The sequence below is a fragment of the Mesorhizobium sp. M0408 genome, assembly GCF_040321495.1.
Classification (GTDB): Bacteria; Pseudomonadota; Alphaproteobacteria; order Rhizobiales; family Rhizobiaceae; genus Mesorhizobium.
This window is the reverse complement of the sequence record NZ_JAMYRO010000005.1, coordinates 217,501-239,074: the sequence shown is the minus strand read 5'-3', so window position 1 is coordinate 239,074 and position 21,574 is coordinate 217,501. Positions and strand designations below refer to the sequence as shown.

Below are 21,574 nucleotides of genomic sequence, written 5' to 3'. Positions count from 1 at the left end.
AAGTTCAGGTGCGGCTTCGGTGCGCCGCAGCAAAAATGGCGAATCCGTGTCTAGAACTATTCCAGAAAATTCTCTATATCCGCATCATCCGTGCCAGCGGTCGGCACGGGAACCGAATTTGCGCCGAACCAGCGCGCGTGCCGCCTTGAACGGCCCGGACGCTTGGGAACGGATAGCGGAAATGGCCGTACCCGCACCTTTGCGCGTGATTTGCATGCCCACTGGCGTCCGTTCCCTTCCGGCAACCGACAGTTAGGGATCGCACGTGTCCAAATCACTCGACAGCTTCAATTGCCGCCGCACGCTGACCGCCGGCGGCGCCGAGTACATCTACTATGACCTTGTCGAGGCCGAAAAGAACGGCCTCACCGGCATCGCCCAATTGCCCTATTCGATGAAGGTGCTGCTGGAGAATCTGCTGCGCAACGAGGACGGCCGTTCCGTCACCAAGGAGAGCATCCAGGCGGTCGCCGGCTGGCTGACTGACCGGGGCACCGCCGGCGTCGAGATCGCCTATCGCCCGGCTCGCGTGCTGATGCAGGATTTCACCGGCGTTCCAGCCGTGGTCGACCTTGCCGCCATGCGCGACGCCATGGCCTCGCTCGGCGGCGACCCGCAAAAGATCAATCCGCTGGTGCCGGTCGATCTAGTCATCGACCACTCGGTCATCGTCGACGAATTCGGCACGCCACTGGCTTTCGCCCGCAATGTCGAGCTTGAATATGAGCGCAACGAGGAACGCTACAAATTCCTGAAATGGGGCCAGCAGGCGTTCCGCAATTTCCGCGTCGTGCCGCCCGGCACCGGCATCTGCCATCAGGTCAATCTTGAGTATCTCGGCCAGGTCGTGTGGACCAACAGCGAAGATGGCGAGACCACCGCTTATCCCGACACCTGCGTCGGCACCGATTCGCACACCACGATGATCAACGGCCTTGGCGTGCTCGGCTGGGGCGTCGGCGGTATCGAGGCGGAGGCCGCGATGCTCGGCCAGCCGGTCTCCATGCTGCTGCCGGAAGTCATCGGCTTTCACCTCACCGGCAGGTTGAGGGAAGGCGTGACCGCCACCGACCTGGTGCTCACCGTCACGCAGATGCTGCGCAAGAAGGGCGTCGTCGGCAAGTTCGTCGAATTCTTCGGGCCGGGCCTGTCCAACATGACGCTGGCCGATCGCGCCACCATCGGCAACATGGCGCCAGAATATGGCGCCACCTGCGGCTTCTTCCCGGTCGACAGCGAAACCATCCGCTATCTCACAATGTCCGGTCGCGACGAAAGCCGCATCGCCCTGGTCGAGGCTTATTCGAAGGCGCAAGGCTTGTGGCGCGATGCCGGCTCTGCCGATCCGGTCTTCACCGACCTGCTGGAGCTCGATCTCGGCAGTGTCGTCCCGTCGATGGCCGGCCCGAAGCGGCCTGAAGGCCGGGTCGCACTTGAAGACATTCCGGCCGGCTTCGCCAAGGCCATGGAGACCGAATACAGGAAGGCCGCCGAAATCGACAAGCGCTATGCCGTCGAGAGCACGGACTACGATCTTGGCCATGGCGATGTGGTCATCGCCGCCATCACCTCCTGCACCAACACCTCGAACCCGAGCGTGCTGATCGGCGCCGGGCTGTTGGCGCGCAACGCCAACCGGCTCGGCCTCAAGCAGAAGCCGTGGGTCAAGACCTCATTGGCGCCGGGCAGCCAGGTCGTCGCCGAATATCTCGAGAAATCCGGCCTGCAGAAGGAGCTCGACCAGATCGGCTTCAACCTGGTCGGCTTCGGCTGCACCACCTGCATCGGCAATTCCGGCCCGTTGCCGGCGCCGATCTCCAAGACCATCAACGATAAGGGCTTGATTGCTGCGGCAGTCTTGTCCGGCAACCGCAATTTCGAAGGCCGCGTCTCGCCCGACGTGCAGGCGAACTATCTCGCCTCGCCGCCGCTGGTCGTCGCCCACGCGCTGGCCGGGACCGTGACCAAAGATCTGACCACCGAGCCGCTCGGCGACGATCGCAACGGCAGTCCGGTCTATCTCAAAGACATCTGGCCAAGTTCGGTCGAGATCCAGGAATTCATCGAGAAGAACGTCACGCGCGAATTGTTCGCCCGCAAGTATGCCGACGTCTTCAAGGGCGACGAGTACTGGCAGAATGTCAAGGCGCCGGAAGGCCAGACCTATGCCTGGGACGACAATTCGACCTATGTGCAGAACCCACCCTATTTCGCCGGCATGAAGTCAGGCTTCGGCAAGATCGGCGATATCAAGGGCGCGCGTGTGCTCGGCCTGTTCGGCGACAAGATCACCACCGACCACATTTCGCCGGCCGGTTCGATCAAGGCGGCCTCGCCGGCCGGCAAGTATCTCACCGACCACGGCGTCGGCGTCGCCGATTTCAACCAGTACGGCACACGCCGCGGCAATCATGAGGTAATGATGCGCGGCACCTTCGCCAATATCCGCATCCGCAACCATATGCTGGGCGAGAACGGCCGCGAGGGCGGCTACACCATCCATTACCCCTCGAAAGAAGAGGAATCGATCTACGACGCCGCGATGCGCTACAAGAAGGAAGGCGTGCCGCTGGTCATTTTCGCCGGCGTCGAATATGGCAACGGCTCGTCGCGTGACTGGGCGGCCAAGGGCACCAATTTGCTGGGCGTCCGCGCGGTCATCGCCCAGTCCTTCGAGCGCATCCACCGCTCCAATTTGGTCGGCATGGGCGTGATCCCCTTCGTCTTCGAGGAAGGCACCTCATGGGCCTCGCTCAACCTCAAGGGCGACGAACTGGTCGAGATCGACGGACTGAGCAACATCAAGCCGCGGCAGAAGATGATCGCCAGGATCACCTACGGCGACGGCAGCGTCAAAGAGGTTCCGATCATCTGCCGCATCGATACGCTGGACGAGCTCGACTACTTCAAGAATGGCGGCATCCTGCAATACGTGCTGCGCGATCTGGCCGCTTAAGGGAGTAGGGCAATAAGGGAGTAGAGCAGTAGGGTGAAGCAAGGAGAAGCGACTTATTCCCCTACTGCCCTATTCCCCCAATTCCCGGCTTTCCAAACCGCGCTGTCGCCGCCAGCAGCACGCCGAGCATCAGCCCGTTGAATATGTGCCACAGGAAATGCGTGCCGAGCGGAAAGCCGCCGCAGACCAGCGGATCGATCATCCTGCAGATGACCGACACGACGAAGATCGCCGAACCCGCCAGATTGTACCAGCCGGCGCGATTGCCGCTGGCCGCCACCCAGGCGCCGAAGAAGGCGAGCGCCAGAAACGGCGGCAGATAGCCGGTCGTCCCGTTCGACGCCTGGCGCAGCCAGTCCGGCACGGCAAAGGTCACCAGCCCGGCAACGGCGTAAAAGGCAACGAAAATGGCGATCGCCTTGCCCCATTTCATGCCGAGAAAACGTCGCAGGTTGAACAGCGTGTAGGCCAGCGTGAACCCTGCAATGGGCAGCACGTCGGCCAGGATCATTGCCCTTGTGGCAAAGGTGTGGAACAGCGACGAGCCGACGCCGATCGCCACCACCCACCAGGCCAGCACTTCGGCGAAGGTGCCGGTGCCGCGCTTGCGCACCTGCCAGACACCCCATAGCCCGGCGGCAAAAAAAGCCAGATTGCTCAGCGCATTGAGCGGTTCGGCCCAGAATTCCGGCCCCGTCCGTTCGCAATAGAGGTCGACCGGCGCCAGGAGAGATTGCCACATGCTGATTGCCGCCCGAATCGCTTCCATCGTGAAGTGCAAGTCCACCTATTGCGCCCTTGCCAGCGGTTGCAACGGCAAAATTTCACCGCAACGTGACTTCCCGTTGACTGCCGCTTCTGCCACATATTTCGACAACCAGAACAAAGCCGGCGTCACCGGCGGGATCGGAACGGCCATGCCATCTCGAAGACCATTGCGGCTTGCGGCCCTTGCGCTGGCCCTCTCGGCGTTTGCCGGCACGGCCCTTGCCGAGCCAGCTGACAAGCCATTAGGCGTCGTCGAGCTCTTCACCAGCCAGGGATGCAACTCCTGTCCGCCGGCCGACGAACTCTTCGCCGAGCTTGCCGCCAAGGAGGACATCGTCGCGCTCGCCTATCATGTCGATTATTGGGATTACCTCGGCTGGCAGGACACGCTGAGCCGCAAGGAAAATACCGAGCGGCAATACGAGTATATGCGCGCCTTCGGCAGTCGTTCCGTCTACACCCCGCAAGCCGTCATAAACGGCCGCAGCCATGTCAACGGCGCCAGCCGCGAGGAAGTCGACGGCGCGCTGGCCCGCATGGAGAGGGTCGGCGAAGGCATGCGCGTCGGCATCAAGGTCAGCCGGACCAGCGATCGCGTCATGATCGATGCCGGCGACGCCGTGACCGGCCCCACCGACGCGCATGTCGTCATCGTCTATTTCAACCCGCCACAGACGATAAAGATCGGCAAGGGCGAAAACAGCGGCCGCAGCATGACCTACTGGAACGCCGTCTCCACCATCCAGACCGCCGGCATGTGGCACGGCAAGGCGCAGCGCTACGAACTGCCGATGAGCGAGATCGCCAAGAAGGGCGGCTGCGCCGTGCTGCTGCAGTCGGTCGGCAAGGACGGCATGCCCGGGCCGATCCTGGGCGCAGCCTTTATCCGCAAGCCTTAAGCGGGGACCTCTCCTTCTCCCCTTGTGGGAGAAGGTGGATCGGCGCGCAGCGCCGAGACGGTTGAGGGGTGCTGGAAGAATTGAGGCGGCGGCGATTTCAAGGAAATTGCCAAGCTGGAACACCCCTCATCCGTCGCCTTCGGCGACACCTTCTCCCACAAGGGGAGAAGGGAGAACCGCGCTCAACCTTCTGATGGCAGCCAATCCGGACGGATCGCACCGCCACGGCTCCGGCCAATAAAAAACCGGCGTCAGCTTGCTTCTGACGCCGGTCATTTAGGTTTTGGGATCGTCGCACCCGATCTTTCCAAGGAAAAACCGAGGTTGGTTCGATCCGACGCAGACCCGTGGGCGGGGGGCTTGGGGTTTACGAGCCGGTGCCGGACCGAACCGTCTCAGGCAACACCGGTAAATTCGTCGGACATTGGGGCATGAGCACGGATAAAAAAAGGCAGGATTGTGGCGAAGCATCACCAATTCCAACAGGCGTTTCGCAAACGTGACTGGACGCTGGAGAAACCGCGCGGTGCTGGCCTTGCCCGGCCGGGCCTTGCAATTCGGCAACGAAAGCGCCAACTTTGGTCGGCGTACGATTCATTGCGAGGATCCAGGCATGACTGATCGCAGCAGCGGGACGGAGGATGGGGACGCATCCGCAATATTGATCCCGCTGCATGAGGCAAGACGCGAACGCCTCGACCAGCCGGTGCGGTTCGACCGGCGCGAACTGGACCAGATCCTCAGGCTCTACGGCCGTATGGTTGCCGCCAACGAGTGGCGCGACTATGCCATCGACCATCTCGCCGACCGCGCCGTTTTTTCCGTCTTCCGCCGCACCAGCGAAGTGCCGCTTTTCCAGATCGTCAAGGATCCGAAGCTGGCGCGACGGCAAGGCGCGTTCGCCGTCATCGCCGCCGGCGGGCGCATCCTCAAGCGCGGCCAGGAACTCGGCCGGGTGCTTGGCGTGTTCGACCGAACACTGAAGCTGGTCGAGGCGTAACCCTTTATTTTGCTGGCGGAACTTCCGCTCGGGCAGCGATTGCGGATCAGGCGGGATGGACGCCCCGCCATTGATCGGCAGCTGCATGAACACCGTGTCCAGCCAGCGTCCGTGCTTGTAGCCTGAGCCTTCCAGGCGGCCGGAATGACGAAAGCCGAGCTTCTCGTGCAGCCGTACCGAGGCGCTGTCGGGCCGGCCGTCGCCGATCACCGCGATGATCTGGCGAAAACCCGCCGCCTTGGCCGCCTCGATCAGCCCTTGCATCAGGAGCAGCCCGACGCCTTGCCCTTTGGCCTCGGGCGCGACATAGACGGAATCCTCAACGACGAAGCGGTACGCCGGGCGCGGCCGGAACGCCCCGGCATAGGCATAGCCGAGCACGCCGCCGGCCTTTTCCGCAATGAGATAGGGAAAGCCGCCCGCCATCAGGCTGTCGAAGCGCGCGCCCATCTCGGTACGGCTTGGCGGTTCGAGTTCATAGCTCGCCGTGCCATTCGTCACCGCGTCGGCATAGATTTCCGTGATCCGGTCGAGATCGGCCGACGTCGCGGCCCGCAAGGTGATGCTGCTCATAATTTAGGCACGTCGTTCATCTGCCCTATATCACAGCAAAAGCCGGCACAAAAGAAAAGAGCAGCCATTGGGCCGCCCTTTCCAAACTCGCTGGTCCAGGAAAACCGTATTTAGCGACGGTCGCCCATGAACTGCAGCAGGAACATAAACAGGTTGATGAAGTCGAGATAGAGCCTCAATGCGCCCATAATCGCCTTGCGGCCGGCGACATCAGTCTCGTCGCCCTCGAAGTACATCTCCTTGATGTTCTGCGTGTCGTAGGCGGTGAGGCCCGCGAAGATCAGCACGCCGATCGCCGAAACGGCGAAGGAAAGCGCCGACGACTGCAGGAAGATGTTGATCACCATCGCGATGATCAGGCCGACCAGGCCCATGACCAGGAACGACCCGAACGCCGAGAGATCGCGCTTGGTCGTGTAGCCGTAGAGCGACAGCCCGCCAAAGGCGGCGGCGGTGGCGAAGAAGGTCTGCGAGATACTGGCGGTGGTGTAGACCAGGAAGATCGACGACAGCGACAGGCCGACGAGGCCGGCGTAGACCCAGAACGTCGTCTGCGCGCCCGAAACGCTCATCGACTGGACTCGGAACGACAGGAACATCACCGCTGCCAGAGGGGCAAAGATCACCAGCCATTTCAGCGGCGAACCAAAGATCGCGTAGCCGAACGAGGTCAGCATCTCGCCGCTTGGCAACGTCGCGACGGCCGAGGCGGGATCGCTGGTGGTGGCCAGCATGATTGTGCCGACCGCGGCAAGGCCGGTGATGAGGAGGCCAAGCCCCATCAGATTGTAGACCTTAATCATGTAGGCCCGCAGGCCCTGGTCGATGGCAGCATCGACGCCGGCGCCGGGCACGGCGCGCGTCTGATAATTGCGAACGGGATCAGCCATGGAAATCCTCATATTGCTTCTGCCCCGTCCGGTGTCAGGTCCTTTGAACCCAGGCGCCGCTGGCGGGGCTCCAGCATGCCTGCGCCGAAATATGATGGTTCTTGGCGTAAAGGACAAGACCGTAACCAAGCGTAATGCTCCGTGAACTGCCAGAGATACGGTTTTATTGGCCTTCCCGCCCGGGACATTACCGAGATTTAATCAAAAACGGCTCTGGCTCAAAGATTCCGCAGCACCGGCGCCGCCTTGTGGCCCAACACCCGCCACGTGCCGGCAAGGCCGATGCCGACCGTGACCACCAGCGAAAAGCCGATGGTCGCCACCGCCACCTCGGGCATGAAGTGCGATGGCAGCGTCATGATGCGCGCGACGACGAACCATGCCGCCACACCGCCCGCCGCCAGCGCGAAGATCGCGGTAGCAAGGCCGATCAGCATGTATTCCAGCGAAAACGCGGCGATCAGCGTTTTCCTGGTCGCACCCAGGGTCTTCAGCACCACCGCGTCGTGAATGCGAGCCCGGTTGCCGGCGGCGAGCGCCCCGGCCAGCACCAGCACCGAGGCGATCAACGCCACGCCCGCTGCTGCCCTGATTGCTGTGCCGAGCTGCGCCACCAGCCGGTTGACGATTTCGAGCGCGTCCTTGACCCTGACCGTCGTCACCGCGGGAAAGGCACGCGTGACGGCGTTGAGAAGATGCGCATCGTCGGCTGCCGACGCATTCGTCTCGGTCAGCGTCGCCAACCAGCCATGCGGCGCACCGGCGAATGTGTTGGGCGAGAACACCATGACGAAATTGATGCCCATGGTTTCCCATTCGACCTGGCGGAAATTGGCGATCTTGGCCGTGATGTTGCGGCCGAGCACGTTGACGGTGATGGTGTCGCCCAGCTTCAGCCCGATCTCTTTGCCTTCCTCGGCGGAAAACGAGACCAGCGGCTCGCCGGCATAGTTCTCCGGCCACCAGCTGCCCTCGGTCAGCGTCGCATTCTCCGGCAGCTTTGCGTCATAGGTCAGGCCGCGATCGCCGCGCAGTACCCAGGCGCCTTCGGCCGGAACCTTGACCTTGTCGACATCGACGCCGTTGAGCGCCATCACCCGGCCGCGCAGCATCGGCACCTTGATCAGCTTGCCTTGCGGTGCCTCTTTGCCGACCAGCGCGGAGAAGGCATCGACGTCACCGCTCTGGATATCGACGTAGAAGAAGTTCGGTGCCCTTTCCGGCAGGCTGCCCGAAATCTGCCGCCTGAGATTGCCGTCGATCAGCGCCAGCGTCACCAGCAGCGTCAGCCCGAGTCCCAACGACAGCACCACGGACGGCGTCAAGGCGCCAGGCCGATGGATGTTGCCGATGGCGAGCCTGAGCGCGGTCGAGCGCACGCGCGGGCTTTTCTTCGCCGCCCACTGCACCAGCGAGCCGACCACACGCAGCACCAGGAACGAAAAGATCGTGGCGCCGACGAAGATCGAGGCAATACGGCGGTCGCCGGAAAACAGGATCGCCAGTACCGCGAGCAGCAGCGCGATGCCCAATGCCGCGGCGATATAGAGCGGGCGGGGAAAACCGCGGCCCTCGAAACCCATTTCGCGAAACAGCGCCGTTGCCGGCACGTCGCGGGCGCGGCCGAGCGGCAGCAAGGCGAAAGCCAGCGTCACCAGCAGCCCGAACAGCGCTGCCATGCCGAGGGCGCCGGGATAGAACCCACCTTCCGCCGGCACTGGAATGACCGATTGGAGTGCCGCGCTGGCCGCGAACGGCATCAGCGCGCCAAGCACAAGGCCTAGCGTGATGCCGAGTGCTGCGATCATCAGGATCTGCACCAGATAGACGGCAAAGACGAACCCGCCCGAAGCCCCCAGGCTCTTGAAGGTGGCGATGACGCCGCGCTTGCCGTCGAGATAGGCACGCACGGCATTGGCCACGCCGACGCCGCCGACCACCAGCGCCGTCAACCCGACCAGCGTCAGGAATTGCGAAAACCGCTCGATATTCGAGGACAGCGCCGGCGCTGCGTTGCTGCGCGTGCGGATCGACCAGCCGGCCTGCGGGAACTGGTTTGCCGCCTGCTCCTGGATCGCCTTGATCTGTGCCTCAGTGGTGCCGCCGGGCAGGCGGACCTTATAGGCGTTCTCGACCAGGCTGCCCGGCTGGATCAGGCCGGAAGCGGCAAGCCCGTCGGTCGACACCATCAGCCGCGGCGCAAAACCGAAGCCATCCGACACTGCATCCGGCTCGTTGACCAGCCTGGCGCGCAGCTCGAACGTCGCGCTGCCGAGCTTTAGCCGGTCACCGATGCCAAGGTTCAGCCGCTCGAACAAGAGGTCCGGGGCGGCGGCGCCGAAGACGCCGGATTTTTCGCCGAACAGATCCTCTCGCGACAGCACCGGCTCGGTCTCCAGCGCACCATAGAGCGGATAGGCGCCGTCGACCGCCTTGGCCTCGACCAGCGCCTGGTCGGAGCCGTCCTCGAGCCTCGCCATCGAGCGCATATTGGCGCTGTGCGAAACCGTGCCAAGCCGGTCGAGGAAGCTGCGTTCGGCTCTGGTCGGATCGCGTTGGTTGAGCTGGAAGCGGAGATCACCGCCGAGCAGCGTCTGGCCCTGGTCGGCAACACCGGCGGAAATAGCCTGCGCCACCGAATTGACGCCGCCGATCGCAGCGACGCCGAGCGCGATGCAGGCAAGGAAGATCAGGAAGCCGGACAGCCCGCCACGCATTTCTCGCAGCGAAAACCGAAAGGCGAGCCTCAGCGTTTGCGCCAGCGGCATCAGGCGGTCACCTTGCCAGCCCTGGTGGCCGGCTTAGGCGCGTCTTCGATCAGCCCCGACCGCATCGACACCTGGCGCGAGCAGCGCGCCGCGAGTAGCGGGTCATGCGTGACCAGCACCAGCGTCATGCCGCGTTCGGCCGCCTTGGCAAACAGCAGGTCGGCGACGTGCCGCCCCGTTGCCTGGTCGAGATTGCCGGTCGGCTCGTCGGCGATCAGGATGCGCGGCGACGGCGCCAGTGCCCGGGCGATCGCCACGCGCTGTTGCTCGCCGCCAGACAATTCGCCGGGGTAATGGGTGACGCGATCGCTGAGACCGACCGCCGCCAGCTCGCGTGCCGCTACGCCGAACGGATCGACATGGCCGGCAAGCTCCAGCGGGACGGCAACGTTTTCCAGCGCCGTCATATTGGGGATGAGATGGAAAGACTGGAACACGATGCCGATGTTTCGTCCCCGAAACGATGCGATCTGATCTTCGCTTTTGCCGTTGAGCAGCTCGCCGGCAATTCGGACCGTGCCCGAATCGACCCTTTCAAGCCCGGCCAAAACCATCAGCAATGTCGACTTTCCCGAACCTGAAGGTCCAACGATGCCGGTCGCTTCGCCGCCCGCCACATCGAGGCTGACGCCCTTCAGCACATGGACCGAGGATGCACCTTCGCCGAGCGTCAGCGATACGTCTTTCAGCGAAATGACGGCTTCTTCCAAAATCAAATCGTCCTATATGGGGGATGAAGGCTAGTGCATCCGATGCTCGACAAAGACGAAAACCTGCCTTCGCCAACAGATGTTCCTGGTCATATGGGGCCTGCCGCATGGCTTTCAAACACACCTTTGCCGCAGCCTTCGCCCTTTTCCTCGCCATTTGCGGCGCCATTTCGTCGGCGCGCGCCGAACCGTTCACCATTGTCGGTTTCGGCGACAGCTTGATGGCGGGTTATGGCCTCGGGCCAGGTCAGGGCTTCACCGAGAAGCTGCAGGCGGCGCTGCGCGCCAAGGGCTACGATGTCACGGTCGCCAACGCCGGCGTCTCCGGCGATACGACGAGCGGCGGCCTGTCGCGGCTCGACTGGTCGGTGCCGGACGGCACGCAGCTGGTCATCCTGGAGCTCGGCGCCAATGACATGCTGCGCGGCGTTTCGCCCGCCATAGCGGAAAGGAACCTGGACGCCATGCTGGCAAAACTGAAGCAGCGCAAGATCGCCGTTTTGCTTGCCGGAATGCGCGCGGCGCCCAATCTCGGCGCCGACTACCAGAACGCCTTCGACGCGACCTTTCCGAGACTGGCTGAAAAATATGGCGTGCCGCTCTATCCTTTCTTTCTCGAGGGCATCGCCGGTCAATCCGTCCTGCAACTCGAGGACGGCCTTCATCCAAACGCCCGAGGCGTCGACCGCATCGTCGAGGGTATCCTGCCCAGTGTGGAGAAGACCATTGAAGCGGTCCGGGGCAATTCCTGAAGGCGAGGGTTCGCCGTCGCAACACCTTCCGCAGGGGAAGCTTTTAGGCAGGCCTGCGACCAACAAACCCCTTGCCCCGTTTGAATATCGATGATTCGCTAGGGGCAAGAGTTCGATTCGAGGACAGGAGGCTTGCCATGCCGCGTCTTTTTACCGCCCTCGAGATACCGCGTGATGCCGCTCTTTCGCTGTCCCTGCTCAGGGGCGGCCTGCCCGGAGCCCGCTGGATCGACGTCGAAAACTATCATCTGACGCTGCGCTTCATCGGCGATGTCGAGGGCCATGTCGCCGACGACATCGCCAATGCGCTCGACCGTGTTCACCGCCCGTCCTTCCCGCTGACGCTGTCCGGCGTCGGCGCCTTCGGCCAGAAGAAGCCGCATGCGGTGTGGGCCGGGGTCGCCGCTTCGCCCGATCTTTCCGCATTGCAGGCCGAGATCGATCGCATCTGCCAGCGGCTCGGCATCCCGGCCGACCCGCGCAAGTTCACGCCGCATGTGACGCTGGCCCGCCTGCGCAATTCGAGCCCGCTCGACGTCGCCCAGTATCTGTCGGCGCGCGGCAATTTTTCGACGCTGCCGTTCCGGATCGGCCGCTTCGTGCTGATGTCGTCACGCGATTCGGTCGGCGGCGGGCCTTATGTCGTCGAGGAAGCCTGGCCGCTTTCAGGTGCTGACAACCGCGTCGCCAGCCGTTTGGTCGGCGCCGCCGACGCTTCGCGGATCATGCGGTAGACGGACATGGCCAGGGAGAAACTAGCAAAAGAGGCGATCCGCGCCGAACTTGCCGGCCTCGACGGCTGGTCGCTGGCCAAGGATGGTGGCTCGATCACCCGCAGCTTCACCTTCAAGAATTTCTCCGAAGCCTTTGCCTTCATGACCCGCGTTGCCCTGGCCGCGGAGAAGATGGACCACCATCCCGACTGGTCGAACGTCTATAAGACGGTAAACGTGACCCTCAACACGCACGACGCCGGCGGCCTGACCGCGCTGGATTTCGATCTGGCCAGGAAAATGAACCGCTATTTCGGCGGCTGAGCCTATCTGCACCTTGCAGCGAGGTTCGGCTTTCACCACATTTTGCCTCGCGGTCACGCGTGAAGTCACGCGACGGCCGCAAGGAGAGGTTGATGGCGCAAAAATCCGGTTTTGATTTCTTTGGCCTCGGCAGCAAGCCGGGCAACGAGAGCGAAGTGCGCGAAAAGTTCTGGCGTACGGCGAAGAAGGCCGCCCGGCAGATCCCGTTCATGGAAGAGGTGGTCGCCGCCTATTACTGTGCCATGGACAAGAAGACGCCGCTGCGCGCCAAGGGCACCTTGCTGGCTGCGCTCGGCTATTTCGTGCTGCCGACAGACGTCATCCCCGATTTCATCCTTGGGCTAGGCTTCACCGACGACATCGCCGTGCTGACCGCCGCGATTACCGCCGTCAGCGCCCACATCACGCCGGCGCACCGGCTCGCCGCCAGGCAGGCCATCGCCGACAAGAGCTGAGCCGGTACGGCGCAAAAAATCGCGTGAGAACCGACTTTCCGGCCGTCAAACCCACCGCCGCACCCGCGCCTTGTAGGCGCGATAGGCATCTCCGAACTTCCGCTCGAGATAGCGCTCTTCCGGCGCGATTACGCCGGTATTGATCACCCACAGCAGCGGGACGACGAGCGCAATAGCCCAAAGACTTCCGGCCGCGACGCCGAGGCCCAAATAGATGAGGGTCGTTCCCAGATAGAACGGATTCCTGGTGCGCCGATAGATACCGTCGACGACCAGCGCCGTCGTCGGCAAGGTCGGTGGTATGTTGGTTCCAGCGGCCTGAAAGCGGCCCGCTGCCATAAAGATGAACACGAAGCCGCACACCGCGAGCACGGCGCCGGTCAGATAGCGGGCGAGCGCCTGCCCGGCCATGACCGGGAGCGGCACGAGCACCTCGAGCACGGTTGCCGCCACCAGGAAGCCGAGGAAGATCAAAGGTGGCAGCGCAATGACCCCGGCCACGTCGGGCGCGCCCGATCCGCCCGCCGTCTCCCCGGCATCCGACCGGCGCACCGCGCCACCGGCCGCCCGCCGCATGGCGACACGAATGCCGAACACAATCGCCAGGACGGCTGTGCCGCCCGCCAGGATCAGGACTGTCTCGGAAACGGCCATGGCCAAATCTCCCGTAGCCGCCAAGAAGGGCGCCCTGGCCGAACGTCGTGGAGGCGAACGTAGACATGGTACCATCTGGAGGGAAATTCGTCACGTACATCAGAAAAGCCAGGATGGCTGCAAGGACCTAGCTGCTTGAAAAGTCAAACTCTTGCCGTTTTCGTGGCCTCCAAGTCGCGGCAGGGACAGTGCGCCAGCCGCTTTTTCGAGCGGCAGCGCGAAGACGGCGGCGGTTTCCTGGCGTGAACATCCTTTTCTCAGGGAAATTCACCGTTTGGTAACCCAGATTAAATCAAAATGAAGCGACGGGCAGGACGCCGAGCCGGCCTGCCGCCGCACCAGTGGAATACGGGAAAAGCGATGCGCGGATTGATTGCTATAGTTTCCAGCCTGGCCCTGGTGGCCTTGACGGCGCCCGCGCTGGCGCAGTCGGCAACCAAGATCGGCCAGCATAATGCCTGGGGCACCTACAGTTATCAGGCGTCGGGCGGCGGCAAGGTCTGCTATGTCCTGACGGTGCCAACCGACAAGCAGCCGCCGACGCTCGATCACGGCGACATGTTCTTCTTCGTCAGCCAGCGGCCGGGGCAGCAAGTGTCCTACGAGCCGCAATTCATCGCCGGCTATACCTTCCAGGAGGGTTCCAAGGCCACCGTCACCATCGACAAGAAGTCTTTTTCGATGTTCACGCGCGGCAAGTCGGCCTGGGTCGAGAACGCCGCCGAGGAGCCGGTGCTGATCGCCGCGATGAAGACCGGCACCGACATGAAGGTGTCGGCCAAGTCCGGCCGCGGCAACACCACCACCTACGTCTTCTCGCTGAAGGGCATCTCGGCGGCGCTGGCCTCGATCGCCAAGTGCAAGTAGGCGGTTAGGCGCAGTCTTCCCTTCTCCCCTTGTGGGAGAAGGTGGATCGGCGCGCAGCGCCGAGACGGAAGAGGGGTGTTGGACGGAACGCCGTCGGCGCCAAGCTGGAACACCCCTCATCCGACCGAGCTTCGCTCGGCCACCTTCTCCCACAAAGGGAGAAGGAAGAACCCGGCATGACTCCGCCATCAAGCTGTGCTATGCGCCGCGCTTCATTTCGGGCACGATGCTGTATTCGGCCGCAAATCGCTTATATTGGCGCAACAATGACCCTTTCATTCGATCTTACCGCCGAAGGCGCGCGTGACGCGTTGCGCACCCGCACGACGCCTGAAAAACCGTCGCTGATCGGCTTGACGCGCGCCGAACTTGGGGCCGCCCTTGTCGCCGCCGGCATCGTGCCGGAGCGCCAGGCGAAAATGCGCGCCCAACAGCTCTGGCATTGGATCTATGTGCGTGGCGTTTCCGACTTTGCCGGCATGTTCAACATCTCCAAGGATCTGCGCGCGGCGCTCGACAGGCATTTCACCGTCGCCAGGCCCGAAATCGTCGAGGAGCAGATCTCCACCGACGGCACGCGCAAATGGCTGTTTCGCTTTCCGCCGCGCGGCGCCGGCCGGCCGGTCGAGATCGAGACCGTCTACATTCCCGAAGAAGGCCGCGGCACGCTGTGCATCTCTTCGCAGGTCGGCTGCACCCTGACCTGCTCCTTCTGCCACACCGGCACGCAGAAACTGGTGCGCAACCTGACGGCCGAGGAAATCCTCGCCCAACTTTTGACCGCCCGCGACCGGCTCGGCGATTTCCCCGACCGCGATACGCCGGACGGCGCCATCGTGCCGGCCGAAGGCCGCAAAGTATCCAACATCGTCATGATGGGCATGGGCGAGCCGCTCTACAATTTCGAGGCGGTGAAGAAGGCGCTGCTTATCGCATCCGACGGCGACGGGCTTTCCCTGTCGAAGAGGCGCATCACGCTCTCGACCTCCGGCGTCGTGCCCGAAATCTTCCGCACCGGCGAGGAGATCGGCGTGATGCTGGCGATTTCGCTGCACGCCACCAATGACGATTTGCGCGATCTCTTGGTGCCCATCAACAAGAAGTATCCGCTGAAGGATCTGATCGCTGCCTGCCGCGCCTATCCAGGCCTGTCGAACGCCAAGCGGATCACCTTCGAATATGTGATGCTGAAGGACGTCAACGATTCCATCGACGACGCCAAGGCGCTGATCAAGCTGCTCAAGGGCATTCCGGCCAAGATCAATCTGATCCCGTTCAATCCGTGGCCGGGCACCAACTACCAGTGCTCGGACTGGGAAACGATCGAGAAATTCGCCGATTACATCAACAATGCCGGCTATGCCTCGCCGATCCGCACGCCGCGCGGCCGCGATATCCTCGCCGCCTGCGGCCAGCTCAAGTCGGACTCCGAGCGCATGCGCAAGGTCGACCGGCTGGCGCTGGAAGCGATGATGATCGCGGGGCATGGCGAGGCGTGAATCGCGTCGGCGCCTATCTGATCCGCTTCGCCGTCATCCTTGTCGGCTACGGCGTTGCTTCGCTGGCGGCCAGCGCCTTCCTTAACATCATGTTCCTGGCGTCTCTTGGGCTGATAACGGACGAGACGCAACCGGCGGCGCAGGCGTCGCTGTGGTTTTCAATCCCCTTCGTCGCGCTGTTCGTCGCCTATTTCGCCTTCATGCCGGCCGCCATCGCCATCCTCGTCTCCGAGATCCTTGGCCGGCGTGACTGGCTGTTCTATGCGCTGGCGGGTGCTGTGGTCTCGGCGGTCTTCCTTGGCTTCGTCCACCAGACGGCCGATGCCAATTTCGAGGTTACCAATACCAGCGTCATGCTGGCGGTGATCGGCTGCGGCATGGTCGGCGGTATTTTCTACTGGCTGAGCGCCGGGCGCTCGGCCGGAAGCTGGCGTCAGATCGGACGCCCTATTTCGCCTGGGCCGTCAGGATCTTGAGCGCGAAGGCCGAAAAAACTCCGGCAAACAGATAGTCGACGACGCGGGTGACGCGCGGGCTGGATTTCATCGCGGCCGAGAATTTTTCCGCCGCCAGCACCATCGGCGCCGTCACTGGGATCGCCAGCACGACGAACATCGCGCCGAGGAAGAACAGCTTTCCCGGCGCGTCGGGATCATGCGCGGAGACGAATTGCGGCAGGAAGGTCATGAAGAACAGGATGATCTTCGGGTTGAGCAGATTGACCCCGAGCCCCGCCGCCCAGCTACGGAACAGCGAGATCTGCGGCCCGCTCTTCTTCTCCGGTGAAAACGCCGACCCTTTTGTGATCGCCTGCCATGCCAGGAAGACCAGGTAGCCGGCGCCAAAAATCTTCAGCACGAAGAACGCCATCGGCGAGGCGACGATCAGCGCCGAGACGCCGACCACCACCAGCGTGGTGTGAATCAGCGTGCCGCACAAGGCGCCGGCCATCGAGGCAAAGCCGGTGGCACGGCCCTGACTCAGCGTGCGCGAGACGAACAGCGTCATGTCAGGCCCGGGCGTGATCGCCAGGATGAAGGTGGCGATGGAGAACTGGATAAGCGTCGTACTGTCGGGGATGAAGGACATGGCTCGTCTCGTAGGGGCAAAAGACGGCGCAGCCATAGCGCAAGAGCCGTGTCCTCGCCAGCCTCTTGGAGATGAAGCATCTGGTCCAGGCATCGTTCGTCCCTTGCGCTGGCCTAAAACGCCGTGATAGCTCGCCCGCGAAGAACCCCTGTCGCGGAACTGCCCACCATGTCGAAAGCAAAAGCCGTCAAGAAAGTCGTGCTCGCCTATTCCGGCGGCCTTGATACCTCGATCATCCTGAAATGGCTGCAGACCGAGCTCGGCGCCGAGGTCGTCACCTTCACCGCCGATCTCGGCCAGGGTGGCGAACTGGAGCCGGCCAGGCGCAAGGCCGAGATGATGGGCATCAAGGACATCCGCATCGTCGATGTCCGCGAGGAGTTCGTATCCGATTTCGTCTTCCCGATGTTCCGCGCCAACGCCGTCTATGAAGGCACCTATCTGCTCGGCACCTCGATCGCCCGGCCGCTGATTTCGAAACATCTCGTCGAGATCGCAAAAGAGACCGGCGCCGATGCCATCGCCCATGGCGCCACCGGCAAAGGCAACGACCAGGTGCGTTTCGAGCTGTCGGCCTATGCGCTCAACCCCGACATCAAGGTCATCGCGCCGTGGCGCGATTGGTCGTTCAAGTCGCGCACCGATCTCATCAACTTCGCCGAGCAGCACCAGATCCCGGTGCCGAAGGACAAGAAGGGCGATGCGCCGTTTTCCGTCGACGCCAACCTTCTGCACTCCTCCTCCGAGGGCAAGGTGCTGGAGGACCCGTGGACGGAACCGCCGGAATTCGTCCACCAGCGCACCATCTCGCCGATGGACGCGCCCGATGAGGTCACCGAGATCGAGATCGAATTCCTCAAGGGCGATCCGATCGCGCTCGACGGCAAGAAACTCTCGCCGGCAACGATGCTGGCAGCGCTCAACGATCTCGGTCGCGACAACGGCATCGGCAGGCTAGATCTGGTCGAGAACCGTTTCGTCGGCATGAAATCGCGCGGCGTCTACGAGACCCCCGGCGGCACCATCCTGATCGCCGCCCATCGGGCGATCGAATCGATCACGCTCGACCGCGGAGCCGCCCATCTCAAGGACGAGTTCATGCCGCGCTACGCCGAGCTCATCTACAACGGCTTCTGGTTCGCGCCCGAGCGGCTGATGCTGCAGGCAATGATCGACAAGAGCCAGGAAGACGTCGAAGGCACCGTGCGGCTGAAGCTCTACAAGGGCAACGTGATTGTCACCGGCCGCAAGTCGAGGAAAACGCTCTATTCCGATGCGCTGGTCACCTTCGAGGACGACCGCGGCGCCTACGATCAGAAGGATGCCGAAGGCTTCATCCGCCTCAACGCGCTCAGGCTGAGGACACTGGCGGCGCGTAACCGCCAGCGCTGACATCCGAACAGCGGGCTGGGCGCTCTACCGATCTCGTGAAAGCTGAAAACGATCCGAGAAAACTAGGACGTAGACTCATTACCTGCACCGTGCCGTCATGGGCCTCGGTAATGGCGTCCATCAGCCGATCCCAGACACCTGCTTTCCGCCATCGAACGAAGCGGTTGTAGCAAGTGGTGCGAGGGCCGTAGCGCTCGGGCAGATCGCGCCATGGCGCACCCGATCGCAGCACCCAGAAGATGCCGTTCAGCACGCGACGGTCATCGACACGCGGCACGCCTCGCGGCTTGTTGGGCAAAAGCGGCTCGATGACGCGCCATTCGAAGTCGGTCAGATCGTATCGGCTCATGCCCTTATGAATCAGACTCCGCTCAAATTTGGAACCAGCCAGTCGGCAAACGACCCAATGCGGACAGGACGCCTGCTCACACCTCATTTCCATGTTGGTGAGCTTCGTCCTCAACAAAAAGGTCGAGGCTCCAGCCAACACCGCAATCCGCGAGCACCCTCATCGCAGACGGCTCAAGCCAAATGCCGCACTGTCCGTGGTAGGGCTGATAGAACCCGCCGTAGATAGTTATCTGCTTTGGCCGCACTTCCTGCCGCAGCCGTGCGAAGGCCTCCTCCCGACCTCGCATCTGCTCGATCAGGTAGTTGACCGCATTCTCGTGCTCGGCCCCACTCCGGAGCCTTTGCCGCGGACCATCGAGGCTCCATCCATTCTTCTTGCGCGGGGAACCGTTACGCATCGGGTCGCCCTTGCGGACTATGCGTGTCGGTTCGAGGCTTAGGATCGCAGTCACCCCCTCGGGGTCCGCATCGAAATCAACGATCGAGAGCGAGATCATCGCCTGTCCTAGCTAGGTTCCAAAGGGCAAGGCAAGCCCTGCGCTGTTGCGAAACTCTTCATGCTCGCCTCGCGCTTCCAACCGAGCCCAGTCATTTTTGCGTTTATATCCTATCAGTCGGCATCGATCGCCGTGGCCATGCGGGCGATGGCCTGTTGATAGACGCTCGCGGAATTCCAGCCAGCGATTGCGCCCATATTCGCCTGCGCGCTCGCGCCGGCCCGCCAACCATGACTCTTGAGGAAGTTGGCGGTGGAAGCCAACGCAGTGCTCTTGTCGCGCAGATTTTTGTTTCCGACACCATACGTCAAAACATTTCCGGGCAGGAACTGCGTGTGGCCGATCTCGCCATGCGCGGCACCGACCGACGAGGCGCTCAACGCTCCGCGATCAACCAGCTTCAGGGCCGCAATGGCATGCGGGTAGAAGAACTCCGGACGGCGACAGTCATAGGCCAGCGTTAAAATGGCGGAGACCGTATTCTGGCTGCCCATGGCGGAACCGAAGCCGGTCTCCATGCCCCAGATGGCGAGCAACACGCCCGGCGACACGCCGTAATTCCGTTCGATCTTGTCGAACAGCGCAGCATTGGCCTTCTTCAGCGCACGGCCCCTGGCAATGATCGCGGACGCGCCACGGCGCTTCATGAAAGCTTCCACCGAGCCGCTGAAAGCCTTATGGATGGCGCGGTCGACGGAGATCGTCTTTGTCGCATAGGTTGCGCGAGCCAGAGCGGCCAGACCCTTCGAGCCGACACCGTCGGCCTTCGCCTCCGCGGCGAACTCCGGTTTCCATGCCTCGAAGCCGGCGCCGTTCTTGCCACAGCTGGCCGCCGCCTGCGCGCCCGTCGCCAGCGCAAGCACCGCCACCACCGTGGCCACTACAAACATCTTCCCCTTGGCAAGAAATGCCATGCTGCTCTCCTGGTTGCCTGAATCACGTTCCCAATTGCGAACTTGCCTGCGAAACACCTGCTTGTCACTGCCCCGGCGCCACGCCGATGCACTCAATACAGCAGGAACCTCAAATCCACCACACTGGCGGACGCCCGGGAATTTGCCTACGATCAAGTAATTATTGTGGCGGGGACAGAATAAGCATGGAAGACGTTGATGTCGTGATCATCGGCGCCGGTTCAGCCGGGCTTTCGGCTTCCAAGACCCTGCGCGCTGCCGGTTTTTCCTTCAAATTGTTGGAAGCGGTGAACCGCATTGGCGGCCGCGCCTGGACCAGCGACCAGCATTTCGGCGTGCCGTTCGACATCGGCTGCGCCTGGCTGCATGCCGCGGACCGCAATCCCTACTTTCCCGAGGCGAAGGCCGCTGCCTGGACGCTTCATCACCACGACATGAATGTCGATCATCTCTATTACCGTGAGCGAAAGGCAAGCGAAGCCGAGGAGGCGGCGATGAAGGTGGCCGACGCAAGGCTGTTCGAACTGGTGGCGGCACATCAGGTGAGGGAAGGCGACGACGACCGCCTTTCGGCATTGCTCGCCAAGGGACACGCGCCGCGCGCCGCCGCAACCTTCGCCGGGCCGATGGATTTCGGCGCCGACGAGGACGAGATATCGATCCGCGACTTTCAGGCCGCCGCCGATCTCGATCCGAACTATTTCACCAGGGAAGGCTTCGGTACGCTGGTTGCCCGCTTCGGTGCCGATGTGCCAGTGGAACTGTCGACCCCGGTGCGCAAGATCGTCTGGGATGGGCCGGGCGTAGCCTGCGTCACCGATCGCGGTACCATCTGCGCCAAGGCGGTCATCGTCACTGCCTCCCCGGCAGTGCTCGCCTTCGAGGAGATTGCGTTCTCGCCTGCACTCCCCGATGCGCATTTCGCCGCCTTCTTCGACCTGCCGATGGGCATGCTGACCAAGCTGCCGGTCGAAATATCCGGTACAAGACTCGGCCTGGAGCCGTTCGACGATTTGCTGATCGAGCGGTTGGCCCGGCACGACATCTACTTCCTCTGCTTTCCCTTCGACCTCGATTTGATGGTCGGTTTCGTCGGCGGCGATTTCGCTTGGGAGATGTCGGCGGCGGGCGAGGCGGCTGGCATCGACTTCGTCGTCGACCGGCTCTGCGGCATCTTTGGCGGCGACATACGAAAGCATGTCGGACGCGCAATGATGACCAATTGGGGCGCTGAGCGGTTCGTGCGCGGCGCCTATGCGGCGGCGCGGCCCGGCCGCTCGCAAGCGCGCGCCACGCTGATGCAGCCCGTGGCGGAAAAGATCTTCTTCGCCGGCGAGCATTTGGCCGGTCCGCTGATGCAGACCTGCGGCGGCGCTAGATTGTCGGGCGAGGCAGTGGCCAAGGAGGTCGTCGCCCAGCTTGCGGCAAAATAGCATCGGCCGGCAGGAACGTGGGCAGCTGACATGCGTTTGGCGTTCTCCTGCTCGTATCGTCCTCCGCATT

At 62.9% G+C, this 21,574-nt stretch carries 20 protein-coding genes and 2 pseudogenes; 12 read left to right on the top strand and 10 right to left on the bottom strand.

Translation table 11 applies throughout. The features are described 5' to 3' along the window. Positions 1-265 precede the first annotated feature (265 nt). On the top strand, positions 266-2,956 hold the full coding sequence (gene acnA, locus NKI67_RS08280) for an aconitate hydratase AcnA (RefSeq protein ID WP_023679816.1): 2,691 nt from the start codon (positions 266-268) through the stop codon (positions 2,954-2,956). A gap of 61 nt (positions 2,957-3,017) precedes the next feature. Here the strand turns inward: acnA and NKI67_RS08275 are convergent, their stop codons facing one another. After that, positions 3,018-3,698 (bottom strand): ceramidase domain-containing protein, encoded by a 681-nt coding sequence (locus NKI67_RS08275; RefSeq protein WP_023679817.1) that lies wholly within the window; start codon positions 3,696-3,698, stop codon positions 3,018-3,020. A 175-nt stretch (positions 3,699-3,873) separates the two neighbouring features. On the opposite strand from NKI67_RS08275, the gene NKI67_RS08270 reads away from it, so the two are divergent. Continuing rightward, positions 3,874-4,623, top strand: a complete 750-nt coding sequence (locus NKI67_RS08270; RefSeq protein WP_031212721.1) for a DUF1223 domain-containing protein — start codon at positions 3,874-3,876, stop codon at positions 4,621-4,623. 613 nt (positions 4,624-5,236) lie between these two features. Then, complete coding sequence (locus NKI67_RS08265; RefSeq protein ID WP_031212724.1) at positions 5,237-5,623, top strand: DUF2794 domain-containing protein; 387 nt, start codon at positions 5,237-5,239, stop codon at positions 5,621-5,623. Positions 5,624-5,635: 12 nt separating this feature from the next. Here NKI67_RS08265 and NKI67_RS08260 read toward each other — a convergent pair. From NKI67_RS08260 to NKI67_RS08245, 4 genes and pseudogenes are all read right to left on the bottom strand, one after another. After that, a pseudogene (locus NKI67_RS08260) lies at positions 5,636-6,196 on the bottom strand (GNAT family N-acetyltransferase); the annotation flags it as partial. Positions 6,197-6,306: 110 nt separating this feature from the next. Next, the gene (locus NKI67_RS08255; protein WP_023679821.1) at positions 6,307-7,086 is read right to left on the bottom strand and encodes a Bax inhibitor-1/YccA family protein; all 780 of its coding nucleotides are present in this window, start codon (positions 7,084-7,086) and stop codon (positions 6,307-6,309) included. Between the two features lie 218 nt (positions 7,087-7,304). Next, positions 7,305-9,854, bottom strand: a complete 2,550-nt coding sequence (locus NKI67_RS08250) for an ABC transporter permease (RefSeq protein ID WP_023679822.1) — start codon at positions 9,852-9,854, stop codon at positions 7,305-7,307. Further along, entirely contained in the window at positions 9,854-10,564 is a 711-nt protein-coding gene (locus tag NKI67_RS08245) for an ABC transporter ATP-binding protein (protein ID WP_031212726.1), read from the bottom strand. The genes NKI67_RS08250 and NKI67_RS08245 overlap by 1 nt, the downstream gene beginning before the upstream one ends. Before the next feature lie 107 nt (positions 10,565-10,671). Here NKI67_RS08245 and NKI67_RS08240 point away from each other — a divergent pair, with 107 nt between their 5' ends. The 4 genes from NKI67_RS08240 (at position 10,672) to NKI67_RS08225 (ending at position 12,808) form a co-directional block, all read left to right on the top strand. Then, the gene (locus NKI67_RS08240; protein WP_023679824.1) at positions 10,672-11,316 is read left to right on the top strand and encodes an arylesterase; all 645 of its coding nucleotides are present in this window, start codon (positions 10,672-10,674) and stop codon (positions 11,314-11,316) included. Between the two features lie 137 nt (positions 11,317-11,453). Beyond that, a complete protein-coding gene (gene thpR, locus NKI67_RS08235; RefSeq protein ID WP_023679825.1) occupies positions 11,454-12,050 on the top strand; it encodes an RNA 2',3'-cyclic phosphodiesterase in 597 nt (198 codons plus the stop codon). A 6-nt stretch (positions 12,051-12,056) separates the two neighbouring features. Beyond that, positions 12,057-12,353, top strand: a complete 297-nt coding sequence (locus NKI67_RS08230) for a 4a-hydroxytetrahydrobiopterin dehydratase (RefSeq protein WP_023679826.1) — start codon at positions 12,057-12,059, stop codon at positions 12,351-12,353. 92 nt (positions 12,354-12,445) lie between these two features. Then, complete coding sequence (locus tag NKI67_RS08225) at positions 12,446-12,808, top strand: YkvA family protein (protein WP_031212728.1); 363 nt, start codon at positions 12,446-12,448, stop codon at positions 12,806-12,808. 45 nt (positions 12,809-12,853) lie between these two features. On the opposite strand, the gene NKI67_RS08220 is transcribed toward NKI67_RS08225, so the two are convergent. Next, on the bottom strand, positions 12,854-13,462 hold the full coding sequence (locus tag NKI67_RS08220) for a methyltransferase family protein (RefSeq protein ID WP_352570032.1): 609 nt from the start codon (positions 13,460-13,462) through the stop codon (positions 12,854-12,856). 360 nt (positions 13,463-13,822) lie between these two features. On the opposite strand from NKI67_RS08220, the gene NKI67_RS08215 reads away from it, so the two are divergent. The 3 genes from NKI67_RS08215 (at position 13,823) to NKI67_RS08205 (ending at position 16,304) form a co-directional block, all read left to right on the top strand. Continuing rightward, entirely contained in the window at positions 13,823-14,329 is a 507-nt protein-coding gene (locus tag NKI67_RS08215) for an invasion associated locus B family protein (protein ID WP_023721899.1), read from the top strand. A 266-nt stretch (positions 14,330-14,595) separates the two neighbouring features. Beyond that, the gene (rlmN, locus tag NKI67_RS08210; protein WP_023679831.1) at positions 14,596-15,828 is read left to right on the top strand and encodes a dual-specificity RNA methyltransferase RlmN; all 1,233 of its coding nucleotides are present in this window, start codon (positions 14,596-14,598) and stop codon (positions 15,826-15,828) included. Further along, positions 15,825-16,304: a hypothetical protein gene (locus NKI67_RS08205; protein WP_023679832.1), complete on the top strand. Its 480-nt coding sequence runs from the start codon at positions 15,825-15,827 to the stop codon at positions 16,302-16,304. Before rlmN ends, NKI67_RS08205 begins: the two co-directional genes overlap by 4 nt. On the opposite strand, the gene NKI67_RS08200 is transcribed toward NKI67_RS08205, so the two are convergent. Beyond that, positions 16,276-16,917 carry a LysE family translocator gene (locus NKI67_RS08200; RefSeq protein WP_023679833.1) on the bottom strand — a complete coding sequence of 214 codons (642 nt, stop codon included), beginning with the start codon at positions 16,915-16,917 and terminating at the stop codon, positions 16,276-16,278. The genes NKI67_RS08205 and NKI67_RS08200 overlap by 29 nt on opposite strands. Positions 16,918-17,085: 168 nt before the next feature. Between NKI67_RS08200 and NKI67_RS08195 the strand changes: the two genes are divergently transcribed. Next, positions 17,086-18,309 (top strand): argininosuccinate synthase, encoded by a 1,224-nt coding sequence (locus NKI67_RS08195; RefSeq protein ID WP_023679834.1) that lies wholly within the window; start codon positions 17,086-17,088, stop codon positions 18,307-18,309. An 85-nt stretch (positions 18,310-18,394) separates the two neighbouring features. On the opposite strand, the pseudogene NKI67_RS08190 reads toward NKI67_RS08195, so the two are convergent. The 3 genes and pseudogenes from NKI67_RS08190 to NKI67_RS08180 all read right to left on the bottom strand — a co-directional run. Then, a pseudogene (locus tag NKI67_RS08190) lies at positions 18,395-18,658 on the bottom strand (IS5 family transposase); the annotation flags it as partial. Between the two features lie 76 nt (positions 18,659-18,734). Next, a complete protein-coding gene (locus NKI67_RS08185) occupies positions 18,735-19,157 on the bottom strand; it encodes a DUF4279 domain-containing protein (RefSeq protein ID WP_023680725.1) in 423 nt (140 codons plus the stop codon). A 113-nt stretch (positions 19,158-19,270) separates the two neighbouring features. Continuing rightward, on the bottom strand, positions 19,271-20,071 hold the full coding sequence (locus tag NKI67_RS08180) for a lytic murein transglycosylase (RefSeq protein WP_023680726.1): 801 nt from the start codon (positions 20,069-20,071) through the stop codon (positions 19,271-19,273). Between the two features lie 185 nt (positions 20,072-20,256). Between NKI67_RS08180 and NKI67_RS08175 the strand changes: the two genes are divergently transcribed. Continuing rightward, positions 20,257-21,504: a flavin monoamine oxidase family protein gene (locus tag NKI67_RS08175; RefSeq protein ID WP_023680727.1), complete on the top strand. Its 1,248-nt coding sequence runs from the start codon at positions 20,257-20,259 to the stop codon at positions 21,502-21,504. The last annotated feature ends 70 nt before the right edge of the window (positions 21,505-21,574 follow it).